General features: G+C 63.3%; 14 protein-coding genes. 2 read left to right on the top strand and 12 right to left on the bottom strand.

All coding sequences use genetic code 11. The annotated features are described in order from the left end of the window. Positions 1 to 2 precede the first annotated feature (2 nt). The 12 genes from cas3 to GFD18_RS03360 all read right to left on the bottom strand — a co-directional run bounded on the left by cas3 (position 3) and on the right by GFD18_RS03360 (position 15,575). Positions 3 to 2,375, bottom strand: coding sequence for a CRISPR-associated helicase Cas3' (gene cas3 / locus GFD18_RS03415; RefSeq protein ID WP_318644310.1), 2,373 nt, complete (start codon positions 2,373 to 2,375; stop codon positions 3 to 5). 90 nt (positions 2,376 to 2,465) lie between these two features. Then, the gene (locus GFD18_RS03410; protein WP_100511464.1) at positions 2,466 to 3,704 is read right to left on the bottom strand and encodes an argininosuccinate synthase; all 1,239 of its coding nucleotides are present in this window, start codon (positions 3,702 to 3,704) and stop codon (positions 2,466 to 2,468) included. A 96-nt stretch (positions 3,705 to 3,800) separates the two neighbouring features. Next, on the bottom strand, positions 3,801 to 4,343 hold the full coding sequence (locus tag GFD18_RS03405; protein WP_163199187.1) for an arginine repressor: 543 nt from the start codon (positions 4,341 to 4,343) through the stop codon (positions 3,801 to 3,803). Between the two features lie 22 nt (positions 4,344 to 4,365). Next, complete coding sequence (gene argF / locus GFD18_RS03400; protein WP_163199185.1) at positions 4,366 to 5,340, bottom strand: ornithine carbamoyltransferase; 975 nt, start codon at positions 5,338 to 5,340, stop codon at positions 4,366 to 4,368. A gap of 110 nt (positions 5,341 to 5,450) precedes the next feature. Continuing rightward, positions 5,451 to 6,740 carry an acetylornithine transaminase gene (locus tag GFD18_RS03395; RefSeq protein ID WP_163199182.1) on the bottom strand — a complete coding sequence of 430 codons (1,290 nt, stop codon included), beginning with the start codon at positions 6,738 to 6,740 and terminating at the stop codon, positions 5,451 to 5,453. Then, positions 6,727 to 7,698: an acetylglutamate kinase gene (gene argB / locus GFD18_RS03390; protein ID WP_100511468.1), complete on the bottom strand. Its 972-nt coding sequence runs from the start codon at positions 7,696 to 7,698 to the stop codon at positions 6,727 to 6,729. Before argB ends, GFD18_RS03395 begins: the two co-directional genes overlap by 14 nt. 51 nt (positions 7,699 to 7,749) lie before the next feature. Continuing rightward, positions 7,750 to 8,919, bottom strand: coding sequence for a bifunctional glutamate N-acetyltransferase/amino-acid acetyltransferase ArgJ (argJ, locus tag GFD18_RS03385; protein WP_163199180.1), 1,170 nt, complete (start codon positions 8,917 to 8,919; stop codon positions 7,750 to 7,752). Continuing rightward, positions 8,916 to 10,010, bottom strand: a complete 1,095-nt coding sequence (argC, locus tag GFD18_RS03380) for an N-acetyl-gamma-glutamyl-phosphate reductase (protein ID WP_163199178.1) — start codon at positions 10,008 to 10,010, stop codon at positions 8,916 to 8,918. Before argC ends, argJ begins: the two co-directional genes overlap by 4 nt. A 143-nt stretch (positions 10,011 to 10,153) precedes the next feature. Beyond that, positions 10,154 to 10,735: a hypothetical protein gene (locus GFD18_RS03375; RefSeq protein ID WP_163199176.1), complete on the bottom strand. Its 582-nt coding sequence runs from the start codon at positions 10,733 to 10,735 to the stop codon at positions 10,154 to 10,156. Positions 10,736 to 10,902: 167 nt separating this feature from the next. Further along, the gene (pheT, locus tag GFD18_RS03370; RefSeq protein ID WP_191997293.1) at positions 10,903 to 13,518 is read right to left on the bottom strand and encodes a phenylalanine--tRNA ligase subunit beta; all 2,616 of its coding nucleotides are present in this window, start codon (positions 13,516 to 13,518) and stop codon (positions 10,903 to 10,905) included. Positions 13,519 to 13,524: 6 nt separating this feature from the next. Next, the gene (gene pheS, locus GFD18_RS03365; RefSeq protein WP_163199174.1) at positions 13,525 to 14,592 is read right to left on the bottom strand and encodes a phenylalanine--tRNA ligase subunit alpha; all 1,068 of its coding nucleotides are present in this window, start codon (positions 14,590 to 14,592) and stop codon (positions 13,525 to 13,527) included. 74 nt (positions 14,593 to 14,666) lie between these two features. Next, positions 14,667 to 15,575: a TrmH family RNA methyltransferase gene (locus tag GFD18_RS03360; RefSeq protein ID WP_163199172.1), complete on the bottom strand. Its 909-nt coding sequence runs from the start codon at positions 15,573 to 15,575 to the stop codon at positions 14,667 to 14,669. A 166-nt stretch (positions 15,576 to 15,741) separates the two neighbouring features. Here GFD18_RS03360 and GFD18_RS03355 point away from each other — a divergent pair, with 166 nt between their 5' ends. Further along, entirely contained in the window at positions 15,742 to 16,608 is an 867-nt protein-coding gene (locus tag GFD18_RS03355) for a MurR/RpiR family transcriptional regulator (protein WP_100511475.1), read from the top strand. Between the two features lie 317 nt (positions 16,609 to 16,925). Continuing rightward, on the top strand, positions 16,926 to 17,717 hold the full coding sequence (locus GFD18_RS03350) for an ABC transporter ATP-binding protein (RefSeq protein ID WP_163199170.1): 792 nt from the start codon (positions 16,926 to 16,928) through the stop codon (positions 17,715 to 17,717). The last annotated feature ends 1 nt before the right edge of the window (position 17,718 follow it).

Genomic DNA, 17,718 nt, shown 5'->3' with positions numbered 1-17,718 from the left:
ACTTACATAGAAAGAAGAGGCATATCCGCATTTAGTACGACGCCGTACTCCGGATTGTAGTTCTCCTCATTCAGTATCCTGACGCCGAATTCCTCATTGGCAATGGCAATACGCCCGTTTTCATTCAACGTTTTGAATTCACTGTCGAATAAGGACACCGAATAATCCTGCAGTTGCCTCAGTATCCGAATTTGTGTGGCCAAGTCCTCCTCACCCAGTTGATCAATCAGCTCCATCGCCTTCCCATACCGTACCACCACATCCGTGGTTTCCCTGGCAATGACATGGAAGTCGTCACTCACCGTTCTGAACGCCTGAGCAAATACATGTGCATACCTCTGTTTCTTCCGATTCTCATACTCCCTCCGCCGACTCCAATCGGCCGACAGCAAATCATAGGCAGTCTCGCCGGTACTCATCTTGCAATCCATCATCTCTCCCTTCTGCCGATCCAAGTAGAACCGATAGTATTCGGCAATCATCGTCTCGGACATCAGATCGGCATCGGGATTCATATGGACGAGTTGCTGAGTGATGGCCTTACCGAGTTTGATATCCCTCAGACGGTCAAGTCCTCGTTCATCTGCAATCGGATACACATAGACGTTCTTCGGCTCTTTCGATTCTCCGTTGCGATTGCAACGTCCTGCAGCCTGAAGAATGCTATCGAGTCCAGCCATCGCACGGACCACGCAAGCGAATGACACATCTACACCAGCCTCGATCAGCTGGGTACTCAGGCAGATGATTGGACGATTCTTTGCGAGCATCTTCCGAAGTTCCTGCAATCGGTCCTTGCGGTGCCGACCACACATAGATGTACTCAAATGCACTACAACGAATCGTCTGTCATCATCAAGCGTTTCATTTAAACTGCCGATTTTCTCGTACAGTTTTCTGGCTTCAGACCGCAGGTTGACGATTGCCAAGCAGTTGCCATTCTCCTGAGCTTTATCAAAAATAATCGAGGCTAATTCATCGACCGTCACATTCTTTGACGACGCGATGATATTGGTGCGACGCAACCGTTTCGCATAGTCGTCTGACTGTCCAATCAAATCGGGGTTGTCGGAGAGCAACAGATTCTCACGCGCGGTATGCTCAAGTAACGGCTGCGTAGCCGAGCATAACAATATCGTGGAGTCCAGAATATTGGATAGAAAACTCACTATCTCATTGAACAGGTTGATTGTATTGGTGGGAAGCGCCTGTATTTCATCGAAGATGATGACGCTATCCGCCATGTTGTGGAACTTGCGCAACTTCGATGCACGTGCAGACATTACAGTTTCCAGAAACTGCACCATCGTCGTCACGATAATCGGGTTGTCCCAGCGTTCGGTGGCAAGTCTGCGGCGCTCCTCCTTCTGTTCATCGTCCTTCATGACGCTTGAGTAGTGTTCCAGTAACACGTCACTGCCATCATCTTCTAAATCGAGAAAACTACGGAAGACATCCACGGTCTGCGAGGTGATTGACAGGTACGGAATGACATAGATGATATGTTTCTTGCCAGTCTTCATAGCATGATGCAGTGCAAACCTCAGTGATGCGAGGGTCTTGCCGCCACCGGTAGGAACACCGAGTCGGTAAATACCCGTCGTTCTCCCGCTGGCCTTGAGACAGTCTTCAGATATCCGAGACCGAATCCGATTGATGGGCTTCGACGTATCCAATTCGCCGAGATGGGTTTCCAAACGTCGAATCAGTTCCGCCCAGTCTGGGGTATTCGGTGTATAATAAGGATGTCTTGACTCAAAACGCGCTGCATCCAGTCGATCAGCATCGACAAGCCTGGAATACATGTACTTCCCATATAGTCCCAGATAAAAACCCATGGAGTTACATGCTTGTTTCCGAGAATGAAGTCTAGAGACACTGGCACCTATCGTCTGCAGTAGTTCTACCGATTCAGCAACACTCTGTGCAAAATTGTCCTGTACGTCGAGATCCAAAGAAGGCACATGACTGAGCACCTCCTGATAGTGGTAACGTTCCTCCGTCTTATTTCCATCGGACAATTTGTCGAAGAACGGACTATCCCCTTCGAAGCTGATGCAATCCGGCAGGCAACCGTGGTGGTTTGCTATAGCCAGTTCAAGCATCTCCTGAGTTAGGAGTTCGGCAGGACTGTCAACGGGTTGGTCGCTGACGGTGAAAGCCCCCTGCCATGCATGAACCACTTCACCACGCCGTTTGTCGCCGTGCAACAGATAATTTTGAAAGGTTTGGGTAGCCTTCCCCTCGTCATGCAGCAATCCCGCCATCCGAGCGGTCACAACACTACGGGATTCGAAACCCGCCGCTAATTCACCGGCATTATGCAGATGCTCAAACAGCGTTTGCACATTGCCATCATCATCTTTGCGCGCCAATAACTCATTCATAAAAACATGATAAGGCCCGCACCCCCAGCGGGGAATGCGGGCCTCGATTAGCCGAAAAGGCGACGACGGATCAGCGGATTACTCCACGGCGTTTTCCGGGACGTCGATGCCGTTGCCGAACTTGACGTCGCGGGCTGCGGCCACGCGGCTCGGCAGGCCGTAGATGTCGATGAAGCCGTTGGAGGACTTCGAGTCGAAGCTGTCGCCGGAGTCGTAGGTGGCGAGGTTGTAATCGTACAGCGAGCTGTCGGAGCGACGGCCGGTGACGACGGCGCGGCCGCCATGCAGGGTCATGCGAATCTCGCCGGAGACGTACTTCTGCGTGTCCTCGATGAAGGCGTTGAGCGACTGGGTGGCCGGGCTGAACCACTGGGCGTCGTACACGAGCTCGCCCCAGCGCTTGTCGATGTCGCGCTTGATGCGGTGCTGCTCGCGCTCGAGGCAGCAGTTCTCGAGCTCCTGGTGGGCGGTGATGAGGGCCACTGCACCCGGGGCTTCGTACAGCTCGCGGGACTTGATACCGACGAGACGGTCCTCGATGAGGTCGATGCGGCCGATGCCCTGGGCGCCGGCGCGGCGGTTCATCTCCTCGATGGCCTGCAGCGGGGTGACGTCGCGGCCGTCGATCTTGACGGGGACGCCCTGCTTGAACTCGATGACGACCTCGTCCTCGACCGGCGGGAACGCCGGGTCGTCGGTGTAGGAGTAGCAGTCCTTGGTAGGACCGTTCCACGGATCCTCGAGGAAGCCGGTCTCGATGGCGCGGCCCCACACGTTCTGGTCGATGGAGTACGGGCTCTTCTCGGTCTGGGTGATCGGCAGCTTGTGCTCCTTGGCGAACGCGATCTCCACGTCGCGGGTCAGGGCGAGGTCGCGAATCGGGCTGATGGCCTTGAGCGTCGGGTCGATGGAGGCGATGGACACCTCGAAGCGCACCTGGTCGTTGCCCTTGCCGGTGCAGCCGTGGGAGATAGTGTCGGCGCCGAACTGGTGGGCGGCGCGCACGAGGTGCTTGGAGATGAGCGGGCGGGAGATGGCGGAGACCAGCGGGTACACGCCTTCGTACATGGCGTTGGCCTTGAGGGCCTTCATGCAGTATTCCTCGGCGAACTCGTTGCGGGCGTCGACCACGTAGGCTTCGACGGCACCGCAAGCGAGGGCGCGCTGCTTGATGGTCTCGAGGCTTTCGCCGCCCTGACCGACGTCGAGCGAGACGGCGACGACGTCCTTGCCGGTGCGCTCCTTGAGGTACGGAATGGCGACGGAGGTGTCAAGACCACCGGAATACGCCAGAACGAGGCGCTTGTTATCTGCCATGAGAGTGGCTACCTTTCTTAACGGTTATCGAACACTGGGATGTATTATATACATAATCCCGTATATTTATGCAATCGGTGCGTCGCGCTACGCCCGTCAGGCCTTGTCACGGCCTTGCGAGGCGAGGGACAGCAGCCATTCGGCGCTGGTGCGCGCGGTATCGTCATCCGTGCAAATCATCATCACCGTATCATCACCGGCGATGGTACCCAAAATATCGGCCATGGGCTGCTTGTCGATCACGCTGGCGACGTATTGCGCGGCGCCCGACGGCGTGTGCACGACGACGAGGTTGCGGGCCGCCGCCACGGAGGTGACCAGGCCGGAAAGCACGCGGGTCATCTGCTGCTCTCCCTTGCCGCGGTTCGTATCCATGTTCGGATGCGAGGACGCGGCATGCTTGGATACCGGTTCGATGGCATAGGCCATCGAACCGTTTGCCGTGCGCACCTTGACGGCGTTCATCTCGTCGAGATCGCGGCTGAGCGTGGCCTGTGTGACCTCGATTCCCTGATTCGACAGAATCTCGGAAAGCTGCGACTGCGAGGTGACGACATGGGTGAGCAGGGCCTGCTCGATGGCGCTCAGTCGCGCCGCCCGCGTCGTCGGACGCTGCAAAGACGGAGTATCGCCGGACATATTCCCCTCTTGTGAAATGCGGTCAGTCGAGGTCGCCGAGCAGGGACGGATCCTCACGCTGCCATGCGATCAGCCAGGTCATCAGCGCCTTCTGCGCGTGCAGACGGTTCTCCGCCTCGTCCCAGACGACGGACTGCGGGCCGTCGATCACGCTGGCGGTGACCTCCTTGCCGCGGTAGGCGGGCAGGCAATGCTGGAAGAGCGCGTCGGGCTTGGCGAGCTTCATGAGCTCGGGGTTCACCTGATAATCCCAGAACGGCTTGGAGCGGATGGCGTATTCGGCCTCCTCGCCCATGGAGACCCACGTGTCGGTGAACACGCAGTCGGCGTCGGCGACGGCGGCCTGCGGGTCGGTGGTGACGGTGATGGAGCCGCCGGTCTTCTCGGCGATGGCCTTGGCGTCGGCGACGATCTGCGGGTCGGGCAGGTATCCTTCGGGGCCGGCCACACGCACGTGCATGCCGGCGACGGCGCCGCCGAGCAGGTAGGAGTTCGACATGTTGTTGGCCGCATCGCCGAGGTAGGCGATGGTCTGGCCGGCCAGAGCGTCCACTCCCCCGCGGAACTGCGCCATGGTGAGGAAGTCGGCGAGGATCTGGCAGGGGTGGAACTGGTCGGTCAGCGCGTTGATGACCGGGCAGTTCGCGTACTTGGCCATGGTCTCCACGCGGTCCTGGCCGAACGTGCGCCACACGATGCCGTACGCCATGCGGGTGAGCACGCGGGCGGTGTCCTCGACCGGCTCGCCGCGGCCCAGCTGGGAGCTGGACTTGTCGATGACCAGCGGGTATCCGCCGAGCTCGGCCACGCCGATGGAGAAGCTGGAGCGCGTTCGGGTGCTGGGCTTGTCGAACAGCACGGCGACGGCCTGCGGACCTTCGAACGGTCGGGCGTAGAAGCGGTTCTCGCGGAACTTCATGCCGAGCTTGAGGATCTGCTTCTGCTCCTCGTGGTTGATGTCGTCGTCGCGCAGCATGTGGCGCAGTTCGTGGGTCATCGTGGACTCCTTACTTGGAAAAGGTGCGGGAGCGGCCTTCCGCGGCGTATCCGGCATGCCGGTCTGCGAAGGCCGCTCCCCTTTGCTTGATTGGCGGTATCGTCCGGGACTCAGTCGTTGGGCAGGTCGGCGGGCACGCCGGAGAGGATGGACAGGCATTCGTCGACGTCCTGTTCGCTGACGATCAGCGGCGGGGCGAAACGCAGGGCGTTCGGCGCCACGGCGTTGACGATGAGGCCGCGTTCGAGGGCCCAGTCGGCGACGGCGTGCGCGCACGGGTGCGCCAGTTCGACGGCGTCGAGCAGACCGCGTCCGCGGACCTCGCCGAACAGCGGGTTGTCGAGACCGGCAAGGCCTTCACGCAGCTGCTTGCCGCGCGCCTCGGCGTTCTCGACCAGGCCCTCGTCCTCGATCACGCCGAGCGTGGCCAGACCGGCCGCCGCGCCGAGCGGGTTGCCGGCGAAGGTGGAACCATGGGAGCCGGGGGTGAACAGCGCGGAGAGCTTCTCGCCGAATGCGATGAGTCCGCCCATGGGGAAGCCGCCGGCCACGCCCTTGGCGAAGGTGATGGCGTCAGGGGTCACGCCGCCGGAAAGGTCCTCGCGCTGGAAGGCGAACCATTCGCCGGTGCGGCCGACGCCGGTCTGCACCTCGTCCACGATGAGCAGGGCGTTGTTCCTGTCGCACAGTTCGCGGGCGGCCTTGACGAAGTCCGCGCCGATCGGCACCACGCCGGCCTCGCCCTGGATGAGCTCCATGATCACGGCGGCGACGGGCCCCTTGCCGTAGCGGCCGACGCCGGTCTCGTTGAAGGCTCGCTGCAGCGATTCGATGTTGCCGGCCTCGGCGAATTCGATGGCCGGGACCAGCGGTTCGAACGGCTTGCGGATGGCGGGCTTCCAGGTGGCGCTCAGTGCACCCAGCGTGCGGCCGTGGAATCCGTGGGTCATCGAGATGATGCGGGCGGGCTTGCCGCCGATGTCGGGCAGGGCGCCCGGCAGCGTGCGACCGTAGAGCTTGGCCAGCTTGATGGCCGCCTCGTTGCCTTCGGCGCCGGAATTGCCGAAGTACACGTGGGAGCCTTCGGGCGCGCCGGCGAGCTCGATGAGCTTGGCGGCGAGCTCGATCTGCGGCTCGGTGGCGAAGTAGTTGCTGGTGTGGGCCACCTTGGCGGCCTGCTCGGCCACGGCCTTGACCCACTTGGGGTGGGCGTAGCCGAGGGAGTTCACGGCGATGCCGCCGAGGAAGTCGAGGTACTTGTTGCCGTCGACGTCCCAGATGTGCGCGCCTTCACCGTGGTCCATGACGCGCAGCGGGGTGCCGAACACGTTCATGTGGACGTTCCTGTACTCGCCCAGCCACTTGTTGTCGTTGATGCCTGCTGTTTCAAGACCTGACATAGGAGCTCCTCATTTCAATGCCGTCCTCGGGGATGACCATGGTGCCGATGCCCTGGGAGGTGAATATCTCGTTCAGAATCGAATGCGGCTTGCGCCCGTCGATGATGTGGGCCTCCTCGACGCCGCCGTCGAGCGCGCGCACGCACGCTTCCATTTTCGGCCTCATGCCGGACTCGAGATCGGGAAGCATGTCGCGCAGGTTCTCCACGCCGATGCGGCCGATCAGCGAATCCTTGTCGGGCCAGTCGGCGTACAGACCGTCCACGTCGGTGAGGATCACCAGCTTGCGGGCGCCGAGCGCGGCGGCCAGTGCGGCGGCGGCCGAATCGGCGTTCACGTTGAGCACTTCGGTGGGGTCGTCCTCGTTCGGCGCGACGGACGAGACCACGGGGATGCGGCCGGCGGAGATGAGGTCCTCCACGGCGGATGCATCGACGGAGACCACGTCGCCGACGAGGCCGATGTCGGTCGGCTTGCCGTCGATGATGGGCTTGCGCTGCATGGCGGAGAACAGTCCGCCGTCCTCGCCGGAAAGACCGACGGCGAGCGGACCGTGCGAGTTGATGAGGCCGACCAGTTCGCGGGAGACCTTGCCGGTGAGCACCATGCGCACCACGTCCATGGCCTCGGGCGTGGTGACGCGCAGGCCGCCCTTGAACTCCGACTTGATGCCCAATGCCTTGAGCATGGAGGAGATCTGCGGGCCGCCGCCATGCACCACGACCGGGTGGAGGCCGACCTGACGCAGGAACACCATGTCCTCGGCGAAGTTCTGCTTGAGCTTTTCGTCGACCATGGCGTTGCCGCCGTACTTGATGACGATGCGCTGGCCGTAGAACTCCTCAAGCCACGGCAGTGCCTCGATGAGCACCTCCGCCTTCTGATCGGCACGGAGGTCGGTATGCACGTCGAAGTGGAATCCCGGTCCGATTACGTTCTTTGTCTCTGCTTTAACCATGCTTGCTCCTATGGCCGCCGGGCTGGTCCCGCCCGACGGCCCCTTGTTTCGTCACGACTCGTAGTCGGCGTTGATATGCACGTACTCGTGCGTCAGATCATCGGTCCATACGGTGGCCTCGGCGTCGCCCTCGCCCAGGTCGATGTCGAAGTGCACCTCGCGCGGCGTCATGTCGACCTCGGCGCGGGGACGGCCCGGACGGCCGCCGTCGCATACGCGCACGCCGTTGACGTCGACGGTCACGTTGTTCGGATCGTAGGGGGCCACGTCCTGCGGCACGGTGCCGAGGGAGGAGACCACACGACCCCAGTTCGGGTCGTTGCCGGCGACGGCGCACTTGAGCAGGTTGGATGCGGCGACCGCGCGGGCGCAGGCTAGGGCCGCGTCCTCGCCGGTGGCGCCGGTCACCTTCACGCGGATGTCGTGGGAGGCGCCTTCGCCGTCGCCGATGATCTGGCGGGACAGCGACGCGCACGCATCGGCGACCAGCTTGTTGAACTCGGCCGCGTCGGGCTCCACGCCGGAGGCGCCGGAGGCGAGCAGCAGCACGGTGTCGTTGGTCGACATGCAGCCGTCCACGTCGATGCGGTTGAACGAGGTCTCCACTCCAGCGGACAGCGCGGCCCTGGCCTGTTCGGCGGTGACCTTGGCGTCGGTGGTGATCACGCACAGCATGGTGGCCAGCTGCGGGGCGATCATGCCGGAGCCCTTCACCATGCCGCCGATGCGGTAGCCGGCGCCTTCGAGCGCGACGGTCTTCTTCTTCGTGTCGGTGGTGAGGATGGCCTCGGCGGCGAGCTCGCCGGCCTCGGCGGAGTCGGAGACTTCGCCGTAGGCCTTCTCCACGCCGGAAAGCACGTTGTCGAGCGGCAGCAGATCACCGATCATACCGGTGGAGCATACGGCGATGGACTCGGCCGGCACACCGGCGAGCTCGCCGAGCCTGGCGGCGGTGTCGGCGGACTGCTGGAAGCCCTCCTTGCCGGTGCATGCGTTGGCGCAGCCGGAGTTGAGCACCACGGCCTTGATGTGGCCGTCGGCCACGGCCTTGCGCGACCACTGCACGGGCGCGGCGCAGAATCGGTTGGCGGTGAACACGCCTGCGGCCACGTCAAGAGGACCGTTGTTCACCACTACGGCGAGGTCCTTCTTGCCTTCGACGGCCGAGACCCCGGCCGCCACTCCACTTGCGGAAAATCCCTGTGCGAACGTTACACTCACGGTGCCACTCCAATCGTCGTCAATCCTGTGCTTTCGTCAAGTCCCAATGCGATGTTCAGCGACTGCACCGCCTGTCCGGCGGTTCCCCTGTTGAGGTTGTCGATGGCGCTGAACGCCAGAAGCCTGCCGGCCTTGCGGTCCACGGCCACCTGGATGTGGGCGGTGTTCGAGCCGATGATGTTCGCGGTGGCGGGCAGCACGCCCTCGGGCAGCAGGTTCATGAAGTGCTCGCCGGCATAGGCGTTCTCCCAGACGGTGCGAATCTCGGCGTCGCTCATCGCCAGGGCCTTGTCGGTAAGCTTGGCGGATACGGTGGCAAGGATGCCGCGCGACATCGGAGCCAGGATCGGGGTGAAGCCGAGGGTGAACTCGTCGGCCTTGTCGGCGCTCAGGCCGGCGGCGTGCGCAAAGTTCTGCAGAATCTCGGGAATGTGGCGGTGGGTGCCGCCGACGCCGTAGGGGACGGCCGAACCGAATGCCTCGGCGGCCAGCAGGTTGGTGCGCTTGAGGTTCTTGCCGGCACCGGAGTACCCGACCACCAGGTCGGTGACCAGATCGTCCTGCTGCACAAGGCCTTCGGCGATGCCCGGCTGCATGGCCAGCGTGGTGGCGGTCACGTTGCAGCCCGGTCCGGCGATGCGTTTGACGCCCTTGAGCGCCTCGCGCTGGCGGGCATAGGAGCCGTCGGCCTCGCGTCCGACGATGAGCTCCGGCATGCCGTACGTCCAGTGTTCGTAGAAGTCGCCGCCGTAGTATTCGTCCCAGGCCGAACGCTCCTCAAGTCGGTGGTCGGCGCCGAGGTCCACGACGACGCTGTTCGGGTCGAGCTGTGCGGCCAGTGCGCCCGAGGCGCCGTGCGGCAGCGCCAGCACGATGACGTCGTGCCCGTTGAGCACGTCGGCGGTGGTGTCCTCCACCGTCAGGTCTGCGAGCTGCGGAATGTGCGGCATGTGCTTGCCCAGCTTGTCTCCGACCGAGGAATGGCCGGCAACGCAGGTGACCTCCATATCGGGATGCGCGGCGAGAATTCGCAGGGCCTCGCCACCCGCGTATCCGGTGGCTCCGGCGACCGCGACCGTGTATTTCGGCATAGGTCTCTCTTTTCGAGTTCGTTAGAAAACTACAACAGCGCCGATTATACACACTATGCAGACTTATGCATAACTATGCAGTTCGCGTTTCTCACGATGTCATCAAGCCGTAACATACGGCCGCGCAACCGGAAACACACGGCTCAGACCGAGGTCTCCCCCGAGCCCGACGAGCCGCCCATGTCGATGCCGTACAGCTGATATATCAGCTGATAGGGGTCGATGCCTGTCGCCATCACATAGATGTCGAAAGCGGTGGTCAGCAGCCCGATGATCACGGCGGCGACGGCCAATGCCCTGCCCTTCATGCGGAAGAGCCCGGAACGGTATATGGCGAAGGCGCCGAGCAGCACGGGCAGGACGGGAACTCCGATCAGCGCCGAGATGAAGGCGATGATGGCGGCCGGGTCCCAGCGCCCGTACAACGGGTTCTGCACGGGATCGTCGAGATCGATGCCGTTGCGGTAATTGTCGCCGGCATTGCCCGGACCGCCCGGCACCTTCGGATTCCGACGCTCACCGTCCGCTTCGTCCTTGTCGCTCGGCTCAGGTTCGGGGGCTCCATATACATAGGGGTTCCAGCCTGGATATCGGCTGGCCATCTCGCCGTATTCCGGCTCCTTGTACTGGCCGTATTGCGGCTGGTCCTGCCGTGGTGCGCCACCGTAGGCGGGCTGCTGCGGAGCGGGTCCGTCGCTCTGGCTGTTCCATACGATGCGGTTCATAGTTCCCTTGATAGCAGTAACTGCGGGGAAATCACAGGATTCCGCCCGCAGTGTAAGAGTGGAAGACGGCCGTACCGGCCGTCGTGGCTCCCTCCGTCACGCCCTATGGGCGGCGGAGGGAGCCACGGGATGCGGTTCGGCTCGATGCCCGGCCGCATCCCATCGAATCAGGCGCGCAGCTGCGCGCCGAGCTCGGCGGCCTTCTCCACGATCGCCTTGCGGATGGCCTCGCTGTCGGAGGATTCGAGCGTCTTGTCCGGGGACCGGAACGTGACGGCGAATGCCAGCGACTTCGCGCCCTCGCCCACCTGATCGCCGGTGAAGACATCGAACAGCTCGATGGACTCGAGGCTGTCGCCGGCGGCCGCGCGAATCGCATCGCTGAGCTGCTGGGCGGTGACCTCGGCCGGCACCGTGAACGCCAGGTCCTGACGGACCGGCGGAAAGGTGGAGATCGGCCTGGCCTGCACCGGCTTGTCGTTCAGGGCCGGCAGCAAGGCGGAGAGATTCAGCTCGAACGCGGCGGAGTGCTCTGGGAAGCCCAGGGCCTCGTTGACGTGCGGATGGAATTCGCCGACCGTGCCGACCTTCGTGCCATCGGGCAGCACGACCTCGGCGAAGCGTCCGGGGTGCCAGGTGGCCGGAACGTCCTCGGCGGCGGGCTGCTTGAGCTGCAGCTTGGCGCCGAGACGGTCGGAAACGCGCATGACGGCCTCGACGGCGTCGGACCAGTCGACGTCACGCGTCTCGCCCAGCCAGCCGGAGTTTTCGGCCTTGCCGGTGAGGATGGCGGCGACGTGCTGCGGCTGCTCGGGCAGGCCGGCGTCGAGCGCGGCGAGCTGCTCGTCGGTCGGCTTGACGCCGCCGGGCAGCGCCGGGATGGCCGGGGCCTCGGGATCCCACAGGAACACATGGCCGATCTCGTACAGGCTCACGTCCATCAGGCCGCGGCGGATGTTGCGCTGCACGGTGCGGGCGAGCGTGGGCAGCAGCGAACGGCGCAGGAACGGACGGTCGCCGGCCAGCGGGTTGGCGATCTCGACGCTGACGGGCTTGATGGCCTCGGCGTCGATGGCGAACGCCTTGTAGTCGGCATCGCCGACGAACGGGTAGCTCAGCGTCTCCACGAGACCGTACTGGGCGAGCGTGTTGGCGATCCAGCGCTGACGCTGCTGTTCGAGCGTCAGACCGGTGACGCCGGTGACCGGGACCGCAGGCACGGTGACGGGGATCTCATCGTAGCCGACCAGTCGGGCGACCTCCTCGACCAGGTCGCACGGCTCGGTGAGGTCCGGGCGCCACGTGGGCGGGGCCACGGAGAACTCGCCATTGCCGCCGCCTCCGACGTTGCAGCCGATGTCGGTGAGGATGTCGGAGATGGTGTTGGTGTCGGTGTCGAGACCGGCGACGCGGGCGACCTCGCTCACCTTGAAGCGGATGTCGGCCGGGCGCTTGGTGTTGTTCACGTCCACCGGGGTGCGCGAGCCTTCGCCGGCGCCGTAGCGGGTGAGCAGCTCGACGGCCTTCTCCACGGCCGCGGGCTGCAGCTGCGTGTCGACGCCGCGCTCGAAGCGACGGGACGCCTCGGACGGGGTCTTGTGACGGCGGGCGGAGCGGGCGATGGACACCTGGTCGAAGTGCGCGGCCTCGATGAACAGGTCGGTGGTCTCCGAGGTGACCTCGCCGTACAGGCCGCCCATCACGCCGGCAAGTCCGAGGATGCGCGAGCCGTGCTCGCCGTTCGGCGAATCGGTGATGAGCAGGTCCTCGGGGCTGAGCTTGTGGTTCTTCTCGTCGAGGGTGGTGAGCTCCTCGCCCTCGTTGGCACGACGGACCACGACCGGGCCTTCGATCTTGTTCAGGTCGTAGGCGTGCAGCGGCTGACCGAGGTCGAGCATCACGTAGTTGGTCACGTCCACGGCAAGCGAGATGGAGCGCATGCCGGCGCGGATCAGGCGGCGGCGCATCCAGTTCGGCGTCGGGGCGGCGGGGTTGAACCCGCGCACGATGCGGCCGTAGTAGCGGTCGCAGCCGACGACGCCGTGAATCGGGTGGTTGTCCTCGATGAGCACGTCCATGTCGTGTTCGGCCTGGCCGTCGATGCCCTTCGGCTCGGCGGGGGCCTTCTCGTTCAGGCCGATTACCGGATCGGTGTACTTGGCGCCGGTGGAGTGATGGTATTCGCGGGCCACGCCACGGTAGGAGAACGCATAGCCGCGGTCCGGCGTGATGTTGATCTCCAGCACGGGGTTGTTCATGTGCAGCAGCTCCATGGCGTCGTCACCCGGCTTGAGCGCCTCATACTCCTCCTTGGAGAAGCCGTATTCGCGCAGCAGGATGATGCCGTTGTGGCTGTCGCCGAGGCCGAGCTCGCGCTCGGAGGCGCACATGCCGTCGGAGATGTGGCCGTAGGTCTTGCGAGGCTCGATGCGGAAGTCGCCCGGCAGCACGGCGCCCGGCAGGGTCACGACGACCTTCTCGCCGGCGGCCATGTTGGGCGCGCCGCACACGATGCCGCGCGGCACCTTGTTGCCGTTCTCGTCGACGTCGTTGTATTCGTCGCCGACGTCCACGTGGCACCAGTTGATGGTCTTGCCGTTCTTCTGCGGCTCCGGGGTGGCATCCACCACGTAGCCGACCACGATGGGTCCGGTCACCTGGGACTGGTGGATCTCCTCCTCCTCAAGGCCGACCCTCACCAGGTCCTTGGCGAGCTGTTCGTACGTCAGGCCTTCGGGGACTTCGACATGGTCCTTGAGCCAGTCAATATCAATCATTGGCATGTGGATTCACTCCCCCATAACAAACTGTTCGCTGAAACGCACGTCGCCCTCGACCAGATCGTGCATGTCGTTGATGTCGTGGCGCAGCAGCAGCGTGCGCTCCATGCCCACGCCGAACGCGAAGCCGGTGTAGACGTCCGGGTCGATGCCGGCGGACTTGAGCACGTTCGGGTTCACCATGCCGCAGCCGCCCCATTCGAGCCAGCCGGCGCCGCCCTTCTTGTCGGGGAACCACAGGTCGAGCTCGGCGCTCGGCTCGGTGAACGGGAAGTAGCTCGGACGCAGTCGGGTCTTGGCCTCGGGGCCGAACATGGCGACGGCGAGCTTGTCGAGCACGCCCTTGAGGTTCGCCATGGTCAGGTGCTTGTCGACGGCGAGCGCCTCGCACTGGTGGAAGACCGGGGTGTGCGTGGCGTCGAGCTCGTCGGTGCGGAACACACGGCCGGGGCTGGCGATGTACAGCGGCACGCCGCGGGTGAGCAGGGCGCGGACCTGGTCGGAGGAGGTCTGCGTGCGCATGACCATGTTGGAGCCGACGAATCCGGCGGCGTCCTTGGCCTGGTTGCCCTTGACGTAGAAGGTATCCTGCATCTGGCGGGCCGGGTGGTCGGGGCCGAAGTTCAGGGCGTCGAAGTCGTACCATTCGGTCTCCACCTCGGGACCGTCGGCGATCTGCCAGCCCATGGAGACGAAGAAGTCCTCGACGTCCTCGAGCAGCTTGGGCAGCGGGTGGCGGGCGCCGAGCGGGTGGCGGCGCACGGGCTGGGTCATGTCGACCGTCTCGGCGGCGAGCCTGGCCTTTTCCGCGGCCTGCTTGACCTCGGCCTCCTTGGCTCCGAACGCGCGGCCGAAATCGGCACGCAGCTTGCCCATGAGCTTGCCCGCGTCCTTCTTCTGGTCCTTCGGCAGACCGCCGATGGCCTTGCTGGCCTTGGTCATCGCCGAATCAGCCCCGGCGTAGCGGGACTTCAAAGCCTTCAATTCCTCCAGTGTGGAGGCGTTCTGAATCTTTTCGATACCCTCGGCGACGTCTGCCGTCACCGCCTGGGCGTCGAAGGTTGCAATATCTGCCACAGGGACACCTTTCCGTTGGCAAAATTTCGCTTACACAACTGCATATCGCGTGGCATACACGCGAAACACCAATCTCACATTTTCCCCACATGACTAGACATAGCGAGGGAATACAGCAGCACCGCCGCACTGGTGGCGAGGTTCAGCGATTCGGCCTTGCCGTATATGGGGATGGAGACGATGCCGTCGCATCTCTCGAGGATGTCGTCGTCCAATCCGCGGGCCTCGTTTCCGAACAGGATCGAACGCGACGTGTGCGCATCGTCCTTCGGTTCGGCGGCGAGCAGCTCGGGCAGCGGCACCGGCTTCAGGTCTCCCGTGCCGCGCACGTCGGCCGCGAGCACGGATGCGTTGTGGTCGGTGTTCCACGCGAACAGTTCGTCGACGCTCGCGCGCAGCACGGGAATATGGAACAGCGAGCCGGCGGTGGATCGCACGACCTTGGGGCCGAGCGGGTCGACGCAGTCGTCCACGAACACCACGGCGTCGGCGCCCGCCGCGTCGGCGGTGCGGATGACCGTGCCGGCGTTGCCGGGGTCGCGCACCTGCCAGAATGCGGCGATGGTCAACGGGCCGCGCCGGCCGTCGACGTCGTTATCGCCTCCGGCGGCGAAATCGGCGAGGCGGCCGGCCATGCCCTTCGTGGACGCCACCGCGGCGATGCCCTGGGCGTCGCCGCTGATGGCGTCCATCACACGCTGCGTGACGTAGTGCACATAGATGCCCCCGCATTCGTCCTTGTGGCCCATGATGTATGCGGCGATCTCGGCGGCCCTCGCGCTGACGGTGTTGCCGTCCTCGTCGATGGCGATGTAGACGTCCTCGACGCGTTCCGGATGGAACGTCACGGCCTCGCGCACGGCCTGGGGCGCCTCCACCAGCATCCTGCCCACCTTGCGGCGGGTCTTGGCGCGCGTCAGCTCGGCGATGCGGCGGACGCGGTCGGCATTGGGATTGGTCATCGTTCCTTGAGTCAATGGCATGGGTCAACTGTAACTCACGGGCGTGGGACCGTGCGGAGCGGATTCATCAACAATTCATATTGCCGTCAGATTGGCGGGGGCATGCATACGCAAACGACCGCTATTGTCGGTTCTGGTATTTCAATCCGCTCTCAATCCGCATGTTCGGGACACGAAAGGGGACGACGTGGGCGTTCCGGTCGATATTCGGCAGCGCATCAGCAACATCTATTCCGCGCTTCGTCCCGCGGAGAAGTCCGTGGCCTCGTACATCCGGGACCATTACGACGAGATAGCCTCGCTCACCGTCTCCGAGCTGGCCGACGCGGCGTCGGTGAGCCAGCCGACGGTCATCCGCTTCGCCCGAAAGCTCGGGTTCAACGGCTACCGGGAGATGCGCTATGTGCTCCGGCATCCGACGGACAACGCGCAGTCGTTCGATCCGCTCGAAGGATTCGACCTGCATCCGTGGGACAGCATCGACGACGTTCCGGCGCGCGCCGCGGCCGGGGCGAAATCCATGCTGGACGACATGCTCGATTCGTTGTCGCTCAAGGAATTCCACAAGGCGGTCAACGCCCTGGGCAAGGCGCGCGTCATCGATATCTACGGCGTGGAGAACTCCATGGTCCCGGCCAACGACCTGCTGACGAAGCTCACGTATCTCGGCCTGCAGTGCCGCATGCACACTGACGCCTACATGCAGCAGATCTCCGCCGGACATCTCACCGACGAGGACGCGGCGGTGGCGTTCTCGTACTCCGGCAGCTCCGACGATACCGTCAAGGCGCTGCGTCTGGCACGCAACCAGGGGGCGAAGACCATCGCCGTGACCAATTCGTCGGGCACGCCGCTCGCCAACTGGGCGGACATCTGCCTGTGCGCCGGGCATGGCGAGCGCACGATCTACGGCAACGCCATCTTCTCCAGGGTCTCGCACGTCGCGATCGTCGACATGCTGTACATGGGGCTCATATTGAGCAACTACACCAGGTACTCGTCCGCGCTGGACGACTCCGGACGCTACATCCGCGACCGCGTGTTCCACGGCTGAACGGTTTTCATATCAAGGCCTCGGGTTCCTTGCGAATCCGAGGCCTTTTCATATGTAATCCATTTACATAGTCAATCGAAAAACACAAGAAACTACATGCTCGACGCGTAAGTTCGTTTGCTGTTCACCTTGGTTTCCTCAAAGCTTCAGCGCAGGCCTCCCATCGCCGCCGATTTCGATGCCAGAATCGTAGAGGAAGTCGGGGAAACACCTGATCTCCATACAAATGAACATGTGTAAGTCACGAATTTTGCAGTAAAGACATACAGACCATCACACCGTGCGGAACCGGTCAATGTTCCGTGAAAGGCAACATCATGTTGGAACTCAAGGACATCACCAAGTCGTTTGGTGACACCCATGTGCTCAACGGCATCTCACTGGCCATTGGGGACGGCCAGATCATGTCGATCCTCGGTCCTTCCGGCGGCGGCAAGACCACGCTGCTGAACATCATCCTCGGTATCTCGCAGCCGACCAGCGGGCAGATCGTCTACAACGGCGAGGACCTGACGAACGTGCCGATGGAGAAGCGCGGATTCAACATCGTGTTCCAGGACTACGCGCTGTTCCCGAACCTCAACGCCTACGAGAACATCACGTACGGTCTGAAGAACAACCCCGGCATCTCCACCGAGAAGGAGATCAAGGAGATGATCTCGCTGCTCGGTCTCGAGGAGCATCTGACCAAGAAGATCGACGAGCTCTCCGGCGGCCAGAAGCAGCGCGTGGCCCTCGCCCGCACGCTGGTGATGAAGCCGAAGCTGCTGCTGCTCGACGAGCCGCTCTCCGCACTGGACGGCGTCATCAAGGAGTCCATCAAGTCGAAGATCAAGCAGATCGTCAACCAGTACAACCTCACCACGATCATGGTCACCCACGATCCCGAGGAGGCCTGCACGATGAGCGACAAGGTACTGATCCTCAACCAGGGCAGGATCGCCCAGTTCGCCTCGCCCGACGACATCATCCACCATCCGGCCAGCGAGTTCGTGCGCAAGTTCATCCTCCACCAGCTGGAGGTCAAGCGCAACAACATCTACACGCTGTTCAACGAGGACGGCTCCCCCGCCGCCAAGCAGCCCGCCCTCGCCGGACAGGAGGCCTGAG

Origin of the sequence: Bifidobacterium saimiriisciurei, from assembly GCF_010667655.1 — a bacterium.
Classification (GTDB): Bacteria; Actinomycetota; Actinomycetes; order Actinomycetales; family Bifidobacteriaceae; genus Galliscardovia; species Galliscardovia saimiriisciurei.
The sequence above is the reverse complement of the archived record's forward strand: the minus strand, read 5'-3'. Positions and strand labels throughout refer to the sequence as shown.

Excerpts from the sequence above, each read along its gene's own strand:
- pheT (WP_191997293.1), bottom strand. The coding sequence starts at position 13,518 with ATGCCAATGATTGATATTGACTGGCTCAAGGACCATGTCGAAGTCCCC.
- GFD18_RS03405 (WP_163199187.1), bottom strand. The coding sequence starts at position 4,343 with ATGTCCGGCGATACTCCGTCTTTGCAGCGTCCGACGACGCGGGCGGCG.
- GFD18_RS03395 (WP_163199182.1), bottom strand. The coding sequence starts at position 6,740 with ATGTCAGGTCTTGAAACAGCAGGCATCAACGACAACAAGTGGCTGGGC.
- GFD18_RS03410 (WP_100511464.1), bottom strand. The coding sequence starts at position 3,704 with ATGGCAGATAACAAGCGCCTCGTTCTGGCGTATTCCGGTGGTCTTGAC.
- argB (WP_100511468.1), bottom strand. The coding sequence starts at position 7,698 with ATGGTTAAAGCAGAGACAAAGAACGTAATCGGACCGGGATTCCACTTC.
- GFD18_RS03360 (WP_163199172.1), bottom strand. The coding sequence starts at position 15,575 with ATGCCATTGACTCAAGGAACGATGACCAATCCCAATGCCGACCGCGTC.
- GFD18_RS03375 (WP_163199176.1), bottom strand. The coding sequence starts at position 10,735 with ATGAACCGCATCGTATGGAACAGCCAGAGCGACGGACCCGCTCCGCAG.
- argC (WP_163199178.1), bottom strand. The coding sequence starts at position 10,010 with ATGCCGAAATACACGGTCGCGGTCGCCGGAGCCACCGGATACGCGGGT.
- argF (WP_163199185.1), bottom strand. The coding sequence starts at position 5,340 with ATGACCCACGAACTGCGCCACATGCTGCGCGACGACGACATCAACCAC.
- GFD18_RS03350 (WP_163199170.1), top strand. The coding sequence starts at position 16,926 with ATGTTGGAACTCAAGGACATCACCAAGTCGTTTGGTGACACCCATGTG.